At 64.7% G+C, this 15591-nt stretch carries 17 protein-coding genes and 1 riboswitch; of the genes, 6 read left to right on the plus strand and 11 right to left on the minus strand.

Annotation, left to right across the window (positions count from 1 at the left end; all coding sequences use genetic code 11):
- Positions 1–22: 22 nt before the first annotated feature.
- Positions 23–838 (minus strand): NADPH-dependent oxidoreductase, encoded by an 816-nt coding sequence (locus PSEMO_RS24465; RefSeq protein ID WP_075805512.1) that lies wholly within the window; start codon positions 836–838, stop codon positions 23–25.
- A 152-nt stretch (positions 839–990) separates the two neighbouring features.
- On the minus strand, positions 991–1692 hold the full coding sequence (locus PSEMO_RS24470) for a GntR family transcriptional regulator (RefSeq protein ID WP_075805513.1): 702 nt from the start codon (positions 1690–1692) through the stop codon (positions 991–993).
- Between the two features lie 192 nt (positions 1693–1884).
- Here PSEMO_RS24470 and PSEMO_RS24475 point away from each other — a divergent pair, with 192 nt between their 5' ends.
- Together PSEMO_RS24475 and PSEMO_RS24480 are read left to right on the plus strand one after the other, a co-directional pair.
- Positions 1885–2937 carry an aromatic ring-hydroxylating oxygenase subunit alpha gene (locus PSEMO_RS24475; RefSeq protein WP_075805514.1) on the plus strand — a complete coding sequence of 351 codons (1053 nt, stop codon included), beginning with the start codon at positions 1885–1887 and terminating at the stop codon, positions 2935–2937.
- Positions 2934–3860: a PDR/VanB family oxidoreductase gene (locus PSEMO_RS24480; protein ID WP_075805515.1), complete on the plus strand. Its 927-nt coding sequence runs from the start codon at positions 2934–2936 to the stop codon at positions 3858–3860. Before PSEMO_RS24475 ends, PSEMO_RS24480 begins: the two co-directional genes overlap by 4 nt.
- A gap of 99 nt (positions 3861–3959) precedes the next feature.
- On the opposite strand, the gene PSEMO_RS24485 is transcribed toward PSEMO_RS24480, so the two are convergent.
- Positions 3960–5318 carry an 8-oxoguanine deaminase gene (locus tag PSEMO_RS24485; RefSeq protein ID WP_075805516.1) on the minus strand — a complete coding sequence of 453 codons (1359 nt, stop codon included), beginning with the start codon at positions 5316–5318 and terminating at the stop codon, positions 3960–3962.
- A 375-nt stretch (positions 5319–5693) separates the two neighbouring features.
- Here PSEMO_RS24485 and PSEMO_RS24490 point away from each other — a divergent pair, with 375 nt between their 5' ends.
- Complete coding sequence (locus PSEMO_RS24490) at positions 5694–6122, plus strand: TOBE domain-containing protein (RefSeq protein WP_075805517.1); 429 nt, start codon at positions 5694–5696, stop codon at positions 6120–6122.
- Between the two features lies 1 nt (position 6123).
- Here PSEMO_RS24490 and PSEMO_RS24495 read toward each other — a convergent pair whose 3' ends face one another.
- From PSEMO_RS24495 to PSEMO_RS24515, 5 genes are all read right to left on the minus strand, one after another.
- Positions 6124–6426 (minus strand): hypothetical protein, encoded by a 303-nt coding sequence (locus PSEMO_RS24495; protein ID WP_075805518.1) that lies wholly within the window; start codon positions 6424–6426, stop codon positions 6124–6126.
- Between the two features lie 53 nt (positions 6427–6479).
- Positions 6480–6983, minus strand: a complete 504-nt coding sequence (locus PSEMO_RS24500; RefSeq protein WP_075805519.1) for a surface-adhesin E family protein — start codon at positions 6981–6983, stop codon at positions 6480–6482.
- Positions 6974–7369 carry an ASCH domain-containing protein gene (locus PSEMO_RS24505; protein WP_075805520.1) on the minus strand — a complete coding sequence of 132 codons (396 nt, stop codon included), beginning with the start codon at positions 7367–7369 and terminating at the stop codon, positions 6974–6976. The genes PSEMO_RS24500 and PSEMO_RS24505 overlap by 10 nt, the downstream gene beginning before the upstream one ends.
- A 7-nt stretch (positions 7370–7376) precedes the next feature.
- On the minus strand, positions 7377–7994 hold the full coding sequence (locus PSEMO_RS24510; protein ID WP_075805521.1) for a hypothetical protein: 618 nt from the start codon (positions 7992–7994) through the stop codon (positions 7377–7379).
- A 72-nt stretch (positions 7995–8066) separates the two neighbouring features.
- Positions 8067–8960, minus strand: coding sequence for a LysR family transcriptional regulator (locus PSEMO_RS24515; protein WP_075805522.1), 894 nt, complete (start codon positions 8958–8960; stop codon positions 8067–8069).
- A gap of 114 nt (positions 8961–9074) precedes the next feature.
- Between PSEMO_RS24515 and PSEMO_RS24520 the strand changes: the two genes are divergently transcribed.
- Entirely contained in the window at positions 9075–10214 is a 1140-nt protein-coding gene (locus PSEMO_RS24520; protein WP_075805523.1) for an NADH:flavin oxidoreductase, read from the plus strand.
- On the opposite strand, the gene PSEMO_RS24525 is transcribed toward PSEMO_RS24520, so the two are convergent.
- The 3 genes from PSEMO_RS24525 to PSEMO_RS24535 form a co-directional block, all read right to left on the minus strand.
- Positions 10150–10659: a GNAT family N-acetyltransferase gene (locus tag PSEMO_RS24525; protein ID WP_075805524.1), complete on the minus strand. Its 510-nt coding sequence runs from the start codon at positions 10657–10659 to the stop codon at positions 10150–10152. The two genes, PSEMO_RS24520 and PSEMO_RS24525, sit on opposite strands and share 65 nt — an antisense overlap.
- A 283-nt stretch (positions 10660–10942) precedes the next feature.
- Positions 10943–12703: a sensor histidine kinase gene (locus PSEMO_RS24530; protein ID WP_178392049.1), complete on the minus strand. Its 1761-nt coding sequence runs from the start codon at positions 12701–12703 to the stop codon at positions 10943–10945.
- A gap of 59 nt (positions 12704–12762) precedes the next feature.
- A complete protein-coding gene (locus tag PSEMO_RS24535; protein ID WP_256721190.1) occupies positions 12763–13455 on the minus strand; it encodes a response regulator in 693 nt (230 codons plus the stop codon).
- A gap of 261 nt (positions 13456–13716) precedes the next feature.
- Between PSEMO_RS24535 and PSEMO_RS24540 the strand changes: the two genes are divergently transcribed.
- Positions 13717–14010 carry a hypothetical protein gene (locus PSEMO_RS24540; RefSeq protein ID WP_075805526.1) on the plus strand — a complete coding sequence of 98 codons (294 nt, stop codon included), beginning with the start codon at positions 13717–13719 and terminating at the stop codon, positions 14008–14010.
- A gap of 160 nt (positions 14011–14170) precedes the next feature.
- On the plus strand, positions 14171–15292 hold the full coding sequence (locus PSEMO_RS24545; protein ID WP_075805527.1) for a ShlB/FhaC/HecB family hemolysin secretion/activation protein: 1122 nt from the start codon (positions 14171–14173) through the stop codon (positions 15290–15292).
- A gap of 22 nt (positions 15293–15314) precedes the next feature.
- Positions 15315–15515, plus strand: a riboswitch (cobalamin riboswitch).
- The last annotated feature ends 76 nt before the right edge of the window (positions 15516–15591 follow it).

A 15591-nucleotide genomic window follows, 5' to 3' on the forward strand; every position in this document is an offset into this window, starting at 1 on the left:
CAGGGCGTTCAGGTGGTCCGCCTTAGCGCAGGGCGAGTTTCTGGGCGTTGAGTACTCCGGCGATGCGTTCGCGGCCGTGCAGGGCGCTTTCGTCCTTGAGGCGATTGATCACCTGCTCGCTCCACGACGGCGAGTTCTGGCCCTGGCTGCGGGCGAAGTCGGCGGCCAGGGTTTCGTAGTCGCGGATCTGCGCCTGTTCCTGTTCCGGGTCGACCTGGTAGGTATCGCGGTGCACCGTCACGGTTTGCGGCAGGCGTGGCTTGATCGCGGTTTCCGTGGCGGCGTAGCCGACGCACAGGCCGAACACCGGGTAGACCAGCGGCGGCAGTTGCAGCTCGTCGATCACTGCCTGCAGGTCGTTGCGCAGGGCGCCGATGTAGACGGTGCCGAGGCCCAGGGCCTCCGCTGCGACCACCGCGTTCTGCGCGGCCAGGGCCGCGTCGATGCTGCCGACCAGCAGGCTGTCGAAGTATGCAGGCGCCTTGAGTTCGGTATCGCGCTGGTCAGCGATGCGCTGGGCGCGGGAGAAGTCCGCCAGCCAGACGAGGAACAGCGGTGCCTGGACGATATGCGCCTGGTTGTTGGCCAGTTTTGCCAGGCGCGCGCGACGGGCAGGGTCCTGCACCTCGATCACGCTCCAGGCCTGCAGGTTGGACGAGGTGGCAGCGGATTGCGCGGCGGCGACCAGGGTTTCCAGGGTGCCCGGCGGCAGTGGCTGGTCGGCGTAGGTGCGCAGGCTGCGGTGGTTCAGCAGGTGCTCGATGATCGGGTTGTCGAGGGCGGGCGTGGTGTGGGTGGGGCCGTAGCGGTGGGTCAGGAGGGTGGTGGATCGGGACATGGTCGGGGTTCTTCATCACGGGGAGGGATGGCGAACAGGGTAGGGGCGGGAAGGGTAGGTTGTGAAATACCGGTTGGTGCTTTGTTAATAACAATGTTTTGTTTTTATGCGGAATTTACATGTTTCACTTTCGGGCCTCGTCGCCGGTACAGTCACTGAATAATCTTCAACCCCTCCTGCCGCGGCCCGCTGAAGATCTTCATGTACCTGATGGTCACCTGCGCATGCTCGCGCATGATCGCCTCGGCCCGTGCCCCTTGCCCGGCCAGCAGGGCATCGACGATGGTGTGATGCTGCATGTTGGCGAAGTTGAAGCGGCGGAACTCCTGGGCCAGGTTGCCGCGGTCCACGGCGATCGAGCTGACCGAGGCGAACGGCAGGTGCTCATTGCGGGACAGCGCTTCGGCCACCGCCGCATTGCCGCTGGCCTCGATGATGGTCTGGTGGAAGCGCTTGTTGATGTCGTGATAGGCCGCCAGGTCTTCCTCGGTGACGAAGCCCTTCTCGAACAACAGGTCCGCCTGCTCCAGGCACTCCAGCAACACCGCCCGCGCCGCCTTGTCCAGGCCGCGCTCGGCCGCTTGCCGCGCTGCCAGGCCTTCCAGCGCACCGCGCACTTCCACGGCATTGCCCAGGGTTTCGGCGGTCACCTGCTTCACCGCAAAGCCCCGCGCACCCTGGCGTACCAGCAAGCCTTCCTGCTCCAGCGCCCGCAAGGCCATGCGCACCGGCATCCGCGACACCTCCAGCAATTCGGCGGTCGGCACCTCGGCGATGCGCTCGCCGGGGGCGAACTGCCCGTCGAGGATCATCCTGCGCAGCAGGTTCAATACACGTTGTCCGGATCCACTCACTGCGGCCTCCACGGCCAAACCCTTCGTGCGCGGCACTGTAACGGCTTTGCCGGCCGCTGCGAAGGGAGGGGCGAAACAAAAGCGGGGCGATTATCGAACCGTTAATGGATCCATTATTTGCGTTTCTGTTGTGTTATTGGTCGTTAAATTGCAGTTTATGGATCCATCACAACAACAAAACGAGCCTGACCCATGCACCCGAAAAACGCCTGGTACGTCGCCTGCACCCCCGACGAGATCGCTGAAAAGCCCCTGGGCCGCAAGATCTGCAACGAGAACATGGTGTTCTATCGCGGTGACGCGTCCCGTGTCGGCGCGCTGGAAGACTTCTGTCCGCACCGTGGTGCGCCGCTGTCCCTGGGCTTCGTCCGTGACGGCAAGCTGATCTGCGGTTACCACGGCCTGGAGATGGGCAGCGACGGCCGAACGGCCGCCATGCCCTGCCAGCGGGTCCAGGCCTTTCCGGCGATCCGCAGCTTCCCGGTGGAGGAGCGCCACGGCTTCATCTGGGTCTGGCCGGGTGATCCGGCGCTGGCGGATCCGGCGCTGATACCCCATCTGCACTGGGCCGAGAGCCCGGACTGGGCCTATGGCGGCGGGCTCTACCACATCGCCTGTGACTACCGCCTGATGATCGACAACCTGATGGACCTGACCCACGAAACCTACGTGCATGCCTCCAGCATCGGCCAGAAGGAAATCGACGAGGCGCCGGTCAGTACCAAGGTCAATGGCGACGAGGTGATCACCAGCCGCTACATGGAAAACATCCTGCCGCCGCCGTTCTGGCAGGCGGCCTTGCGCGGCAACGGCCTGGCCGACGACGTGGCGGTGGACCGCTGGCAGATCTGCCGGTTCTCCCCGCCCAGCCACGTAATGATCGAAGTCGGCGTAGCCCATGCCGGCACCGGTGGCTACGACGCCCCGGCCGAATGCAAGGCCGGGAGCATCGTGGTCGACTTCATCACCCCCGAGAGCGATACCTCGATCTGGTACTTCTGGGGCATGGCGCGCAACTTCAAGGCCGATGATGCAGCGCTGACCGAGACCATCCGCACGGGCCAGGGCAAGATCTTCGCCGAGGACCTGCAAATGCTCGAGCGCCAGCAGCGCAACCTGCTGGAGCACCCGCAGCGCAACCTGCTCAAGCTGAATATCGATGCCGGTGGCGTGCAATCGCGGCGCATCATCGAGCGGATCATTGCGGCGGAACAGGCGCCGGTCATTGCCCGGAGTGCGTCGTGATGGAACTGCTGATCAGGGCGATGCGCCTGGAAGCGCAGGACATCCTCGGTTTGGAGCTGGTGCGCGAGGACGGTGGCGAACTGCCGTCGTTCGCCGCCGGGGCGCATATCGACGTGCACCTGGGCGAGGGTCTGGTGCGCCAGTATTCATTGTGCAATGACCCCCAGGAGCGCCATCGCTATTGCATTGGCGTGCTGCGCGATGCCGCGTCTCGCGGTGGCTCGCGGGCGGTACATGAGCGTTTGCGGGTGGGGCAACGGGTGACGGTGAGCGAGCCGCGCAATCTTTTCGCCCTGGAGCGCGACGGCGGGCGCTCGCTGTTGTTTGCCGGGGGAATCGGCGTCACGCCGATCCTGGCCATGGCCCGTAGCCTGGCCCGCGAGGGGCGGGCGTTCGCGGTGCATTACTCGGCACGTTCGGCGCAGTGCGCGGCGTTTCTCGATGTGCTTGGGGCGCTGTCGGCGCGTTGTTACTTCGACGATGGCGAACGCCTGGCGCTGGCCGAGGTGCTGGCGGCCGAGCCTGCGGATACCCATCTCTACGTCTGTGGCCCGGCGGGTTACATGGCTCACGTACTCGATGGCGCCCGGGCGCTGGGCTGGAACGAATCGCGGCTGCACCGCGAATACTTCGGCGCGGCGCCCGTGACGCAGGCGGGCGACGCAACCTTCGAAGTGCGCATCCACGCGACCGGGGAGGTCTTCGAGATTCCGCCGGACCGCTCCATCACCCAGGTGCTGGACGAGGCCGGGATCATCATTCCGGTGTCCTGCGAGCAGGGGATTTGCGGCACCTGCATCACCCGGGTGGTGGAGGGCGAGGTGGAGCACCGGGACCAGTTCCTCACGGCCGAGGAGCGGCGGGGGCAGATGACGCCCTGCTGTTCCCGGGCCATAGGCGGGTGCCTGGTGCTGGATATCTAGCCAGGGTGTGCTGCCTGGTCGATCCCGGCCGGAGCACCCCTTTTCCAGCCCAGGTCGGCGTTGCCAGCGATGAGACCCTCAGCGGCAACGCAGATCTCTTTACTCGCCGAGCACCAATTGCCGCGCCAACTGGTTATGCCGTTCCAGCACCAGTGGCAGGTCGACGGTGGTGATACGCCCGTCCTTCACCACCACCCGGCCATTGATCACGCTGGTATCGACATGGGTCGGGGTGCAGAACACCAGCGCTGCCAGCGGATCGTGGAGGGCACCGGCATAGGCCACATGGCCGAGGTCGAAGGCCACGAAGTCCGCCACCATGCCCGGCGCCAGGGCGCCGATATCGTTGCGGTTGAGCACCTTGGCGCCGCCCAGGGTGGCGATTTCCAGGGCTTCCCGGGCGGTCATCGCATCCGGACCGAAACCGACCCGCTGCAGCAGCAGGGCCTGGCGCACTTCGCCGATCATGCTGGCACCATCGTTGGACGCGGAACCATCCACGCCCAGACCCACCGGCACACCGTGATCGCGCATCTTGCGGATCGGCGCGATACCCGAGGCCAGGCGCATGTTCGAGCACGGGCAGTGGGCGACGCCAGTGCCGGTGCGGGCGAACAGCTCGATGCCATGCTGGTCGAGTTGCACGCAGTGGGCATGCCAGACGTCGTGGCCGACCCAGCCCAGGTCCTCGGCGTACTCGGCCGGGGTCATGCCGAACTTCTCGCGGCTGTAGGCGATATCGTTGACGTTTTCCGCCAGGTGGGTGTGCAGGGACACCCCGTGTTCACGGGCCAGCACCGCCGCTTCGCGCATCAGGTCGCGGCTCACCGAGAACGGCGAGCAGGGCGCGACCACGACCCGCAGCATCGAGCCATGGCTGGCGTCGTGGTAGTCCTCGATCAGGCGCTGCGACTCTTTGAGGATGTCGCTCTCCTTCTCCACCACCGAATCCGGCGGCAGGCCGCCCTGACTGCGGCCGACGCTCATGCTGCCGCGGGCGGCATGGAAGCGCATGCCGATCTCGCCGGCAGCGTGGATGCTGTCGTCCAGCTTGCAGCCGTTGGGGTAGATGTACAGGTGGTCGCTGGAGGTGGTGCAGCCCGAGAGGATCAGCTCGGCCATGGCGGTCTGGGTCGAGACGGCGATCATCTCGGGGGTCAGCCGGGCCCAGATCGGGTAGAGGTTGGTCAGCCAGTTGAACAGCTCGCCATCCTGGGCTGCCGGGACCACCCGGGTAAGGCTCTGGTACATGTGATGGTGAGTGTTGACCAGGCCGGGGATGACCACCTTGCCGGTCATGTCGAGGACCGTGTCGGCCTGTTGCGGCAGTTCGTCGCTGGGGCCGACCTGCTGGATCACATTGTCTACGATGTACAGGCCGCCGCGTCTGATCTCGCGGCGTTCGCCGTCCATCGTCACCAGAAGCTCGGCGTTCTTGACCAGTAATGTCTTGGGCATGGGGATTCCTCTCCTGAGGGGGAGTGCGGTTTTCAAAGGCATTTCGCTCGGGCGAAATCGATCAGTGCAAAGGCGCGAACGGGATGGCTGTCGAGGACGAGGGCCTCGACCTGCCCAAGGGCTGGCGTGAACGGGCGTTACCGAGGGGGATGCAGCGGGGACGTTCGATCAGGTCGAACTGTGGTTGGCGTTGCATGGCTGTGGACCGTTGCTATACGCATGGGCGATTGCCGATGTCGTAGGCGGTAAAGATTGTAAGCAGTGTTTTTGGTTTTTGTATACAGGGAATGTCTGGCGTTATGGTTGTGACTACACAGAGCAAGCTCGCATCATGACGGCAGAATCTAACTTTGAAGTCAGGAAATGGAGTCTCTCATGAAGGTCAGCGCACGCAACGTTTTCAAGGGTCAGGTCAGCCAGGTGCAGGAAGGCGCGGTCAACGCCGAAGTGGTCTTGACCCTGCCGGGTGGCGAGCAACTGGTGGCCGTGGTCACCATGGAAAGTGTGCGCAGCCTGGGCATCGCGGTGGGCAAGGAGGCCGTGGCGCTGGTCAAGGCACCGTGGGTGATGTTGATGACCGAGGCTGCCGGCATCCGTCTTTCGGCGCGCAACTGCCTGGAGGGCAAGGTGCTCAGCGTGACCGACGGTGCGGTGAATGCCGAGGTGCTGCTGGAGCTGGCAGGTGGCAGCAAGGTGTATTCGATCGTCACGCGTGATGCGGTGGATGAGCTGGGGTTGAAGGCGGGGGTGAGTGCTACGGCGGTGATCAAGGCGTCGCAAATCATTCTGGGTGTGCCGGCCTGAGTCAGCGCAGCAGGCCCCGTTCCAACAGTTCGCCGAGCATCTCGTCCCAGCGCTCGCGATAGGCGCGGATGTTGGCCGCGTGGGTCGGGTGCTCGGAGGTTGCCTGGGCGATGGCCTCCGCCCAGGGGCGGCCGCGGTCCTGGTGCTCGTTCCAGGCGGTGTTGCAGACCTCGGACAGGAACGCCTCCACTGCCGGTTCGTCGTTCATGAAGATCTTTCGGTACAGGTGCCGGGGGTTCCAGTCGACCAGAACGCCTCCGAGGTCGAATACGATGGTGTCGATGGCGGGAGCCGCGTGGTGCATGGGGCTGTCCTTTCTATCTTCGGGTTGGTCTGTGGTCGCCGGTGGTCGTCGGGTCAGTTACCTGCGCCCCTGAGTCGTGCCGGATCGAGCCCGCACACCATGGTGCGCAATTGCCCCAGCATCGACTGCTGCAGCACCGCCTCCCACCGCGGGACTTCGTCCTTGCGCAGGACCTCTTCGCCTTTGGCGAAGTATTCGGTGAAATACACCCGGCCGAACTGGGCTGTCTTGCCTTGTTCGCAGTCGATTACCCGCAGCGAGCTGGAGCTGCGTACCCAGGTTTCGCCGGAGCCGATCTTGGCGGGCTTGGCGTAGTTGTTGATCAGGCTGAACTGGCGCAGCTGTGGTTTGCCCTGGTACAGCGCCACGGAATGGGCATCGAAGAAGGTGGCGACTTCGGACGTCGAGATGATCTCGAACAGGCCGGCTGGCTTGTCGGAAGAGGGAGTTGGCGCGACAGGCGCTGCCGGGGTGGTCTCGGGTTTTGCGGCGTCATGGGCGCAGCCGGCCAGGAGCAGGGCGGCGGCCAGGCAGATGAGGGGGCGGGTCAGTTCCATTGCGTCGTAGCTCCTGAACACGTGGAAGACTGCGGGTGCGAGTCCGGGAACTCCACTTCGTAGATCCCCCGGGCAGCGCGAACGGGCAGCGGTTTTGTGATCGCCCTGATGTCGCTGAGTTCCCAGGCGAGCCAGCCGTCTTCGTGATAGCTGGCACAGGCCGCCTCGATATCGGCGACTTCGAAGGGGCGCACGGCCTTGACCCGGACGATGGCTACCGCGTGTCCCTCGTCTTCCTCGCCGTCGTTGTGCAGGAAGCGTTCGTTCTCGACGATCAGCAGGTCCTCGCAGAGGGCCAGGTCAGGATGCCAGCGGCGGATCTCGAGGGTTTTCTGGCCGGAGGCGATTCTTGTGCCGCCGGGGCTGACGATCGAGAGGGCTTTCATATCCCGGTCACTTCCAGTAGGCCCCCAAGGACCGCATGACCACGGAGATGTCGTAGACCGTGCTGCGGTTGGTAACGGTGCGATAGACGTTGCAGCGGATTCTGCCTTCGTCCGTGGGGCGTACCGACCTGATGTCGTCGCGGTTCCTGCTTGGGGTCCGGTCCAGATCCTGCGGTGCCGACTTCAGCTCCCCGGTGCTGATCCCGGCGATGACGATGCCCTGGCCGGGCTTGGGGTGTGCTACCTGGCGGGCCTGCCGATACAACGAACGCAGTCCCAGCGCAGCGTTTTTCACGCATAAGTCGTCCACCGCTGTCGCCAGTACATTGCCGCTTTTCGGATCCGGCCAGCGCATGAAGGCGCCTTGTAGCGTCTGCGACGGTTCGCGCAACAGGTTTGCCCCTTTCACCGGATATCCAGGCACGTCGTCGACGAAGGCATAGGTAGTGCGCCCGGGAAAGGTCTCTTTGAGCAAGCCCGGATTGATGACGGCCAGCCGCTTCTCGAGATAGTCCAGGGTGTACCAGCGGGCTTCGACCAACGCCCTGTTGCCGTCGTTTCCTGCGTGAGCCGTGTTGAGCAGGGCCAGGGACAGTACGCTGGTGGCGATTGCTGCGAACTTCATTCGGGATCCTTCTGAAAGTGGGCACGTCCGTGGCGGAGGATACAGGGTTCATCGAGGGCACGGGGAACGCCTTCAGGGCGATGCGGCTTGCAGTGCGTTCATCTCGGTCTCCAGCGCATCCAGAAAGATCCTGACCCGAGCCGGCACATAGCGCCTGGTCGGGGTCACGGCCCATACCGACAGTGCTTCCATCTCCGCATCTTCCAGCTTTATCTCCACCAGCGAGCCATCGCGCAACTGCTGCACCACATCCCAGTACGCCAGCATGGCGATGCCCAGGCCGGCGACGGCGGCGCTGCGCACGGCATCGACGCTGCTGGTGCTGACCCGGCCATGCATGCGCCGACGCTGGACTTGCCCGTCGATCACGAACGGCCACCGCGCCACGGCCTGGAGCTGGATGCAGTCATGGGCATCCAGGTCGGCCAGGTGCTTGGGGTGACCGCGGTGTTTCAGGTAGGCCGGCGCGGCACACAGCACACGCGGGTTGGGCGCGACCTTGCGCGCGACCAGTTCCGAATCAGCCAGGGGCGCTACGCGCAGGGCCAGGTCGAAACCGCCGGCGACGATATCCACCAGGCGGTCGGACACCTCCAGGTCCACGCGCAGACCGGGGTGCTCGGCCAGCAGTTTCGGCAGCAGGTTCAGCACCACGGACTGGCCGAACACGCTGGGTGTGGTGAGGCGCAGGGTGCCGCTGACGCCGGCGGAGGAGGGGCCAAGCTCGCGCAGAGCGCTTTCTTCGGCATCGATCATCGTCCTGGCGTAGGGCAGCAAGGCTTCGCCCTCGGCGGTCGGCGCGACCGAGCGGGTAGTGCGGTGGAACAGGCGCACGCCCAGTTCCTCCTCCAGCGCCGCCAGGCGTCGCGACACCTGCATGGGCGCCACGTCGAGTTGCCGCGCCGCCGCCGAAAAGCTTCCGGCGCCGGCGACCGAGAGGAAGATGCGCAGATCCGCGACCAGCATTGGTTTTATCCTTTTTGGTTAAGCCGCCTTCACCTCAGCATGGCTTGGTCGGCTTCGTTGTCACTTCTAGGATTGGCTCATTCATCCCTACAGCACTGGAGCGACGAGACAGCCATGAGCCATTCAGACAGCAGGATTCTAACGCCATTCGATATTAAAGGCCTGGCGCTACACAACCGCCTGGCGGTTGCGCCCATGACCCGGGTCAGCGCCACGGAGACCGGGCTGGCCACCCGGCGCATGGCTGATTACTACCAGCGATTCGCCCGGGGCGGGTTCGGCCTGGTGATCACCGAGGGGATCTACACCGACCGGCAGTTTGCCCAGGGCTATCCGTATCAGCCGGGGATCGTCGATGCGCAGCAGTCTGCGGCCTGGCGCACCATCACCGATGCCGCTCATGTGCATGGCGCCAAGGTATTCGCCCAGCTGATGCATGCCGGGGCCTTGAGCCAGGGCAACCGCTTCGTCGATCACAGCGTCGCGCCTGCTGCAGTGCAGCCCAAGGGCGAGCAAATGCGTTTCTACTACGGCGAGGGCAAGTACCGGGTGCCTCGGGCCATGAGCGAGGAAGACATCGCCGATGCCGTCGCGGGTTTTGCCCAGGCTGCGCGGCGCTCTGTGCAGGAGTCGGGGTTTGACGGGGTCGAGATTCATGGCGCCAATGGCTATCTGCTCGACCAGTTCCTGACGGACTACAGCAATCAGCGCGGTGACCGTTGGGGGGGTGATGTTCGGGCACGGATTGGTCTGACGCTGGAGGTGGTCAAGGCGGTTCGGGATGCGGTGGGTGAGGTTCCGGTTGGGGTCAGGATCTCCCAGGGCAAGGTCAATGACTTTGCCCACAAGTGGGCGGGGGGCGAGGCGGATGCCGAGGTGATCTTCGGTTCGCTGACGGATGCGGGGGCGGATTTTGTCCATGTCACGGAGTTCGAAGCCTGGAAGCCAGCGTTTGCGGATAGCGACAGGAGCCTTGTGGCGCTGGCGCGTCGGTATGCGGCGGGTGTCGTGGTGATTGGCAATGGCGGGGTGCAGGATGGTCAGTGTGCCGAAGCGCTGATCGAGGAGGGGGCCGATATCGTTGCGCTGGGCAAGGTGGCGCTGGCCAGTCCGGATTTTCCGCGGCGTATTGCTGCAGATGAGGCGCTGGCGCCGTTCGATCCGGCCATTCTTGGACCGATTGCCGATATCAAGGACGATGAATTGATCGGCAATCTCGGGTTGAAGCTGACCAGACCATCCCTCGCACCTTGATCTGCGGATGACTTTCCAGGGTTTCCCATTCATCCACGAAGACGAAGCCCTGCTTGAGATAGAAGCTCACCGCCCTGGCGTTTTCCGGGGAGACATCAAGGTAGACCTGTCCATGCCCGCGTTCCCGTGCCCGCGCCTTGACCGCCTCGACCAGTTGCTCGGCCGCGCCGCTGCCGCGGGCGTCGGGGGTGAGCCACATGCCGATCAGGTTGAAGCGCCCGGTGTCGCTGAGCGCTGCACCGACCATCCCCAGGGTTTGATCCCCAAGCATGGCCAGCCAGAACGTCGTGCCCGTCGATGAGGCGCGTTGCTGCCATTGTTCGTCAGTGTACCCGGAGGCCGTCTGGTAGCTCACGCCAAAGGCGGTGGGTGAGTCGAGGAGGGCGGCCAGGCGGACCTGCTTGAGACGTTGCCAGTCGTTCTGGGTGGTCAGTCGGATTTCCATGGGTGATCTTCCAGATACAGTCCATAACTCTTGGAGGGCGCGGACCCTGTGGGAGCCGGCGTTGCCGGCGATGAGGCCGGCGATGACAATGATGTTGCCTGATCTGCCGCAATCGCTGGCAAGCCAGCTCCCCCAGTGACCGCGTTGAACACAACACCTGTGGCTGGCCGAGAAACCTGTGGGAGCTGGCTTGCCAGCGATTGCGGTGGTGCAGCCACTATCGCAATTGCGGGTGAACCCGCTCCCACAGGGTTTTCTATCGGGCACAAAGGCCAGGTTTGATTCAAGACCCCGTGGAACCCGGCGCAGCCCCGCGAATCGTTGCCACCAACCGCGTTTCCCCCGCCCGCGATTCAACCCGCAATTCCCCACCCATCCGCTCGATGCGCATGCGCATGCTGCTCATGCCCACCCCGGTCCCGGCCGCCAGCACCGTCTCCACATCGAACCCACGCCCGTTGTCACAGACCCATAGCCCCAACCCATGTTCCCCTTCAGCCCAAACGCCCACCTCCAGCCGGGTTGCCCGGGCATGCTTGAGCACATTGGTCAGCGCTTCCTCCAGAAACCGCGTCAACGCCAGCAACTGCGTTGCGCTGAACACCCCGGGCCAGTGCTCCGGCAGGTCCCACCGCGTGGTGATGCCCAGGTCATCGAACAGGTCGATGAAGCGCCGCCGCAACGGCGCCAGCCATTCCTGCGGCGATTGCCAGGCCGGCACGGCGGACGAGCCGTCGATCACGTCGCGCAGGTCGCTGCGCAGGGTCTTGAGCACCGAGAGGAACTGCGCCTCGCGCAAGCCCTCGCCATGTTCCATACGGGCGATCGAGCGCATCAACGAACTGCCCAGGCTGTCGTGAAGGTCGTGGGTCAGGCGCAGGCGTTCATTGAGGCGGATGTTGTCGCCTTCCAGGCGGTGTTCACGCTGCAGGGTCTGGGTCAGCTCCGCGCGGGTGCTGTCGACCGTGGCCCGCAATTCATCGTTGAAACGCTCGATACGCTGCAGGCTGTTGGAGAAGCGCGTGGCCAGGATCAGGAACATCAGCACCGACATCAGCGGGGCAGAGAGCAGGGCGTAGACGCCCTCGATACCGAGGACCCCGGTCAGGGCCAGGAACTCGAAGACGGAAAGCGCGCCGATGCCCAGCCCCAGCAGGATCAGGTAGGTATCCCGGTCCCGGAACGCCCGCCACAAAAGTTGCAGGCAAACCACGAACAAGGCCAGGCGCAGGGAAAACGCCGAGGTCAGTTGCAGGACTGCCAGGTCGCTCTTTGGTACCACCACCGTCGCCAGGCACAGGGCCAGGGACAGGGTCCACAGCGCGGTCCTGAACCGCGGGAACTGCATGCCGCCGAAGGTCCAGATGAACAGGCAGAACGCCGGACAGTACAGGGCCAGCGCCCCCAGGCTCAGGCGGTCCCAGACTTCGCCATTGGGGAAGGGCCACGACGAGGTCACCAGCATGTTGAGGATACCCAGCGACCACAACAACGAGGCCAGGGCGAACCAGCCGAAGGCGCGCTCCTGGCGGCGGAACAGCCAGAAGGTGAGGAACAATACGCCGAGCACCAGGGAAATCATCAGGCTGATGAAAATTACCTCGCGCTGCTGGAACTCCTGCTTGCGGTACTCGGGCCAGACCTGAGCAGGCGTGCCCACCCGCACCGTGCCCAGCCCCGGCGCGGCATGCTCGGAACCCACCAGGCGAATCCACAGGGTGTTGTCGGCTCGCAGCCCGGATTGCGGCAGCAACCAGTAGCGCGGCAGGTTCCAGCTGCGTGACAGGGGCTCGACCAGGCTGTCGTCACGCCACAGCAGGTCATCGTTGAGCCACACCTCGGCGGCCATGACCAGGCGGTCGATATTCAGCGCCAGCACTTCGCCCGGGCAGTCGGCCTGCCAGTCCAGGCGGTACCAGGCCGCGGCGCTGAAACCGGGCCAGTGCCGTTGCCACAGGTCCGGCAGGGTGACCGGCTGCCAGCCCTCGACCGGGCGCAAGCCATCGCCAGCCCGCTCGGGAGCGACCGATACCTGGGTAATCATCGGCTGACAGCTCGCCCGCGCCAGGCCGGGCAGCCAGGGCAGCAGGGCGAGCAGCAGGATCAGGGCAACAAGCCGCGTTGCCGGGCTTCGTTTACCGCGCGGGTACGCGAGGAAACGGCCAGCTTGCGGTAGATCCGTTTGATATGGCATTCGACGGTATAGCGGGAAATGGTCAGCTGATCGGCGATTTCCCGGTTGCTCAAGCCGCGGGAAACCCATTGCAGAATCTCGTTCTCGCGGGCACTGAGGGCCTCGCCATCCTGGGCATCGGCCGGCTTCGCCAGTGGTTCGGTGGGCAACAATGTGAGGATGCGCCGGGCGATGAACGGGTCGATCGGCGCGCCGCCGCGCAGCACGCTGCGGATCGACAGGCTCACCTCGAGGTCATCCCGTTCCTTGAGCACATAGCCGGTGGCCCCGGCACGCAAGGCACCGAGGATCGCTTCCTCGGTGCTCCAGGCCGAGATCACCAGGATCCACAGCGCCGGGTCCTGGGCGCGCAGCTCGCGGATCAGCTCGATGCCATTGCCGTCCGGCAGGCCGAGGTCCACCAGCACCATCGCGGCCGGGTGCTGGCTGACATGGGCGCGGGCCTCGGCGAGGTTCACCGAGAAACTCACCGCATCGGCGCCATAGCCGATCTCCCCGAGCACCCGCGACAGCCGTTGGCGCATCAGTGGATCGTCCTCGACGACCAGTACCGGCGCAGGCAGCAGGGATTCATCAGGAGGGTGATTGGGAATTGCTATCAAGTAATGGCACTCCATGCCGCTAACAAGGAATGCCATTAGTCTGACATGCCGTGAAGGCCTTCGACCATCACCAGAATCAGGTATGCCGGGCCGCTGAAATTACCTGATTTCGGTGATAGCCACTTGCCAATAGGTTCACGCCCAATAGCACTTTGCCAGGCCTTGCGGTCCGTATCGCCTGTGCCCACTTTCCGGCCCTTACCTTGTCGTCCGTTCATCGGCAAGGCCCCAGGAGTACCACCATGAACCGCACCTACGCGCTTGTCTGGAGCCCGAATCTCGGGCTGGCTGGCCAACGTCGAGCTGCGCTATGCGCTGACCGATGCCTGGCAGCTCAGCACCTTCGTCGACCACGGCGAAGTGCGGCTGAACAAGGACACCTGGAGCAATGGCGAGAACCACCGCAGCCTGTCGGCGGCGGGCGTGGGTGCACGCTGGGCGGCCTATGGCTGGCAGGTGAACGCGGTGGCGGCGTGGAAGCTGGGCAATGATGATCCGCAAAGCGATGTGGACCGCACGCCGCGGGTGTGGGCGCAGGTGGTTCGATCGTTCTAAGTACGCTGCATGACTCATTGATTTAGCAGGGACTTGTGGGAGCTGGCTTGCCAGCGATTTGGCCAGTCCTGACAACATCATCGTCAGTGCTGGCCTCATCGCTGGCAAGCCAGCTCCCACAGGGTCCGTGTCGCTCTCTCTTTTTTTGGTAATCCTCTCCATGCGCACCCTGTTGTCCACAGCCTGCCTCCTGCCGCTGTCCTGCCTTGCCCAGGTGCTGCCGTTCCAGGAACTGCCCGACCTGCCGACCCGCAGCAGCCTGTCCCTGGCCGACACCCATTACCACCTGCCCGAGGCCATCACGGCGATGCCGTTCCTCAGCGGCACCGTAGCCCTGGACAACTTCGGCGGCCATGACGACCAGGGCCGCCTGGCCAGTGGCCTCAACCTGCATGGCCTGCTCGCCACGGACGACTTGCTGAGCCTGCGCAGCATGGGCTCGGCCGAGGCCGGTCATTATCACTGGGCCGCTTACTCCCTGGCCGTGAGTCCATGGTCCAGCCGTGTCGGCTTCATCCTCTCGGACCTGGCCTACAAGCTCGGTGACGAACTGCAAGCCCTCGACGCCAAGGGCAAGGCGCGTACCGCCAGTGCCTTTATCCTCCAGCCGCTGTTGCAAACCGCGGGCTTCGATCTCAAGGCCCGCCTGCAATACGACGACAAGCACCTGCACGACGAATCGGGACTGCTTGCCTTCGACAGCGACAAGCACTCCCGGGTGTTCGACTACGGTCTGTTGGCCACGGCGGGCAGGAGCGTCCTGGAACTGAACTGGCGCCAGGGTCGCCTGGAGATCGAAGGCTCGCCCTGGTCGCTGGTCGGCAAGGCCGATACGGGGCGTTTCAGCGTGCTGCGCGCAAGCCTGGCACGTCTGCAGCCACTGGGTGATCGCCTGGCGCTGTACGTGGGCGTGCGGGGGCAATGGTCGAACGACAACCTGGATGACTCGGAAAAGCTCTATCTCGGCGGTGTCTTCGGCGCGCGCTACGAACCCCAGACCGCCGCCTTCGGCGACCAGGGCTGGCAGGCCAGCGCCGAATTGCGCTATGCCCTGACCCAACACTGGCAACTGGTCGCCTTTGCCGATCATGGTGAGGCACGCTTGAATACGCCCAGTTGGACCGTCGACACGGCACCCCGGCGCCTTTCGGCTGCAGGGTTTGGCGGAGGCTGGTCAAATGGGGGCTGGAATATCAGCGCGCTGGCGGGCTGGCCGCTGGGGGAGCGCGAGAGTGAGGAGCGTCAGCCGCGAATCTGGGGGCAACTGGCCTATTCCTTCTGATTCCCTTTCGGCGGGCAGATGGTCTACCATGCCGCCCGCCGGTTTCCATCACGGAATCAATAGGGAATCCGTAGCCCTTCCCGCACGGGCCAAACGGAACTGCCCCCGCAACTGTAGGTGCCGAGTCTGCTCCTTTTGATCGCCACTGGATCCTTCGATCCGGGAAGGTGGGGCCAGATGAGGACGCACCAGTCAGGAGACCTGCCGGCATACATTTACCAACCGGCGGGGTGTCCGGGATGGACATCCGCGCCCTGTCCCTGGGTGGCGCTCCCTGCTGCCGGCCGGGAGCCCGGTGA

This window comes from Pseudomonas putida (assembly GCF_001941965.1).
GTDB classification, from domain to species: domain Bacteria; phylum Pseudomonadota; class Gammaproteobacteria; order Pseudomonadales; family Pseudomonadaceae; genus Aquipseudomonas; species Aquipseudomonas putida_L.

Excerpts from the sequence above, each read along its gene's own strand:
- PSEMO_RS24475 (WP_075805514.1), top strand. The coding sequence starts at position 1,885 with ATGCACCCGAAAAACGCCTGGTACGTCGCCTGCACCCCCGACGAGATC.
- PSEMO_RS24465 (WP_075805512.1), bottom strand. The coding sequence starts at position 838 with ATGTCCCGATCCACCACCCTCCTGACCCACCGCTACGGCCCCACCCAC.
- PSEMO_RS24515 (WP_075805522.1), bottom strand. The coding sequence starts at position 8,960 with ATGCTGGTCGCGGATCTGCGCATCTTCCTCTCGGTCGCCGGCGCCGGA.
- PSEMO_RS24500 (WP_075805519.1), bottom strand. The coding sequence starts at position 6,983 with ATGGAACTGACCCGCCCCCTCATCTGCCTGGCCGCCGCCCTGCTCCTG.
- PSEMO_RS24545 (WP_075805527.1), top strand. The coding sequence starts at position 14,171 with ATGCGCACCCTGTTGTCCACAGCCTGCCTCCTGCCGCTGTCCTGCCTT.
- PSEMO_RS24510 (WP_075805521.1), bottom strand. The coding sequence starts at position 7,994 with ATGAAGTTCGCAGCAATCGCCACCAGCGTACTGTCCCTGGCCCTGCTC.
- PSEMO_RS24495 (WP_075805518.1), bottom strand. The coding sequence starts at position 6,426 with ATGCACCACGCGGCTCCCGCCATCGACACCATCGTATTCGACCTCGGA.
- PSEMO_RS24505 (WP_075805520.1), bottom strand. The coding sequence starts at position 7,369 with ATGAAAGCCCTCTCGATCGTCAGCCCCGGCGGCACAAGAATCGCCTCC.
- PSEMO_RS24490 (WP_075805517.1), top strand. The coding sequence starts at position 5,694 with ATGAAGGTCAGCGCACGCAACGTTTTCAAGGGTCAGGTCAGCCAGGTG.
- PSEMO_RS24520 (WP_075805523.1), top strand. The coding sequence starts at position 9,075 with ATGAGCCATTCAGACAGCAGGATTCTAACGCCATTCGATATTAAAGGC.
- PSEMO_RS24530 (WP_178392049.1), bottom strand. The coding sequence starts at position 12,703 with ATGATTACCCAGGTATCGGTCGCTCCCGAGCGGGCTGGCGATGGCTTG.
- PSEMO_RS24485 (WP_075805516.1), bottom strand. The coding sequence starts at position 5,318 with ATGCCCAAGACATTACTGGTCAAGAACGCCGAGCTTCTGGTGACGATG.
- PSEMO_RS24525 (WP_075805524.1), bottom strand. The coding sequence starts at position 10,659 with ATGGAAATCCGACTGACCACCCAGAACGACTGGCAACGTCTCAAGCAG.